This window comes from Comamonas aquatica NBRC 14918, from assembly GCF_000739875.1.
GTDB classification, from domain to species: Bacteria; Pseudomonadota; Gammaproteobacteria; order Burkholderiales; family Burkholderiaceae_C; genus Comamonas; species Comamonas aquatica.
On the sequence record NZ_BBJR01000101.1, the window covers coordinates 1 to 2,385 of the forward strand.

2 protein-coding genes are annotated in these 2,385 nt (G+C 55.1%); one reads left to right on the forward strand and one right to left on the reverse strand.

Annotated elements, in window-relative coordinates; all coding sequences use genetic code 11:
- Positions 1-428: IS5 family transposase (locus CA2_RS17050; RefSeq protein ID WP_042420349.1), on the forward strand; the 428-nt coding region annotated here is incomplete at its 5' end.
- Between the two features lie 342 nt (positions 429-770).
- Here the strand turns inward: CA2_RS17050 and CA2_RS17055 are convergent.
- A partial coding sequence (locus CA2_RS17055; RefSeq protein ID WP_369441278.1) for a sensor domain-containing diguanylate cyclase occupies positions 771-2,385 on the reverse strand: 1,615 nt, incomplete at its 5' end.

A 2,385-nucleotide genomic window follows, 5' to 3' on the forward strand; every position in this document is an offset into this window, starting at 1 on the left:
CCAATGAAGTAGGTGACTCGCCCATGGCCGCTGTCTTACTGGGCCAGATCCCCAGCCATGAACAGGTAGCTAGCTTGACTGGTGATGGGGCCTATGACACCAAGGATGTGCATGAGGCCTGCTACCTGCGGGGAGCCATTCCAATCATCCCGCCACGCAAGGGAGCGAAGCTACGCAAGGGGCTGGCATTTGCTCACCGCAATGAAGCGGTCAAGGCGTGTAGGCAGTTGGGGCGGGCTATCTGGAAACGCTGGAGCGGCTACCACCGAAGGTCTTTGGTGGAGACCAAGATGAATTGCTTCAAGCGCCTGGGCGAGAAGGTGATGGCCAGGACGTTTGAACGCCAGGTGGCCGAGCTCAATATTCGAGCGTCAATCCTCAATCAATTTACCGCTCTGGGCACACCCCAGACGGTCGCTGCTGCGTAAATCCGTCTGAGGTTTGGGGTAGATCGGCCTCAGGGTGATTTATGCAACAACGCCTTGCGACACAGGTACCTTGCACCAGCTATCCATGGTCTGCGCCTTGCCTCAGAGACAGACTGAGATTCATTTTCGAGAGCATGTTGCATTGACTAAATGAGCCATAGCCCACGACTCCTAAATATTGCTCGACTGCAAACGCAGCACCCAACCGACGAGCCGGCCGCCACATCCTGCCGGACACGACAACCCACTCGCCTCCCAACGCAGCAACTGGCACAGCGCATCGCTGCGCTGGCTTTGCGTCCCAACTGGGTGCACAGCATGCAACACGGTTCAGGCTGATGCTTAGGCATCTCCACACTCGGGCTGGAAGACTTCCACCCGATTGCGGCCATAGCGTTTGGCCTGGTACAACATCTCATCGCTGTGTTTGAACACCGCCAACACATCGCGTGCATCTTGTGGGTAGCAGGAGATGCCCACGGAGATCGTGATCTTGCCGACCACAGGAATTTCTGTCGCTTCCACGTTTTGCCGGAGTCTTTCTGCAATCTTGGCGGCGTCCACCTTCTGGGTGCCGGGCAGCAAGATAACGAATTCCTCCCCACCCACGCGGCAGGGCACGTCATCCACACGGCAGATGTGCGACAGAAACTGCGCCAAATGCTGCAGCACCATGTCACCGACATCATGGCCATAGGTGTCGTTGACTGTCTTGAAATAATCAATATCAATGGAGAGCACGGAAAAGTCCATCTGCAGACTTTTGAATTTCCGCAGTGCCGCATCCAGACTCCTGCGATTACCGAGCCCTGTCAGCGGATCCTTGTGCAAATCCTCTCGCAGTTTCCTGATATTTCCGTGCAACAGCCCGACCCCCAGCAGCATGGCTTTCTTGAGCTCCTGGGCTTCAAAATACCAGGACTTCACATTCTGGATATTTTTCTCGGTTCCATCGTCATTCATGCGTTGCGCGCCATCGGCCAGCATGCGCAACGGCATCGATATTTTCTTGGCAGACCACACAATCACCACAAAACACAGAATCACCGCGGGCAGCGTCTTGTAGACCACCTGCTGCATGAGATTATCCAGCGGCGCCAGCGCGGCACGCATGGGCCGCTGTGCGACCACCCCCCAACCGGTGGTGCGTGCAATCGCAAATCCGGTGAGCATTTCAACCCCTTCGCTGTTGACGATGATGGACTCGCCTTCATCCCCCTGCACCAGCCTGTCGATCAGCGGATTGTTGTCGACGGTCTTGCCCAGCCTGGCCGCATTCGGGTGGTAGATGAGGCGCCGGTTCTGGTCGACCACGTAGATATAGGAACCATCCTTGTGATAATGCTCGCCCAGTAAACGGTGCAGCGCGCTCTTTTTTTTCAGATACACCGTGCCGGCGACAAATCCCAGGTAATCCCCACTCCCTGAAAAAATGGGGTGCGAAATGAAGATCAGCAAATTGCCGGCTGTCGAAACATAAGGATTGCTAATGACCGGGGCCTGTTTTTGGATCGACTCCAGCACCCCCGGGGTACTGAGTTTCAAGCCGGTGATTTGCAAGGCTTCCGGAGAAGTGGCCAGCACCTCGGTGGTCACATCCACGATCAAGACCGAATTGAAACTGTCCGTCTGCAACCTGATTCTGTCGACCTCCGAGGCAAGGGTCGGTTTGTCATGCAGTTTGCCCGACAGAACAGCGGCGGAAAACATCAACTGCTGCTGCGCGGAGCCGAGAAAATCATCGGTCGTCTTTGCCAGCTTGTCCGCATAGACATAGTTGTTGGACAGAGATGCCTGAATCAGTTGCTGCCGTTGCACGCTGTAGGCCGCATAAAAAGCACTGACCACAATCACAAGCCCACTGACGATGGAGAGCATCAAAATAAGCTTGCGCAAATCCACAGAAAAATTATTTTTATCCAAGACAGCAACCTTAAACATCTGCAGTCCCACAGGA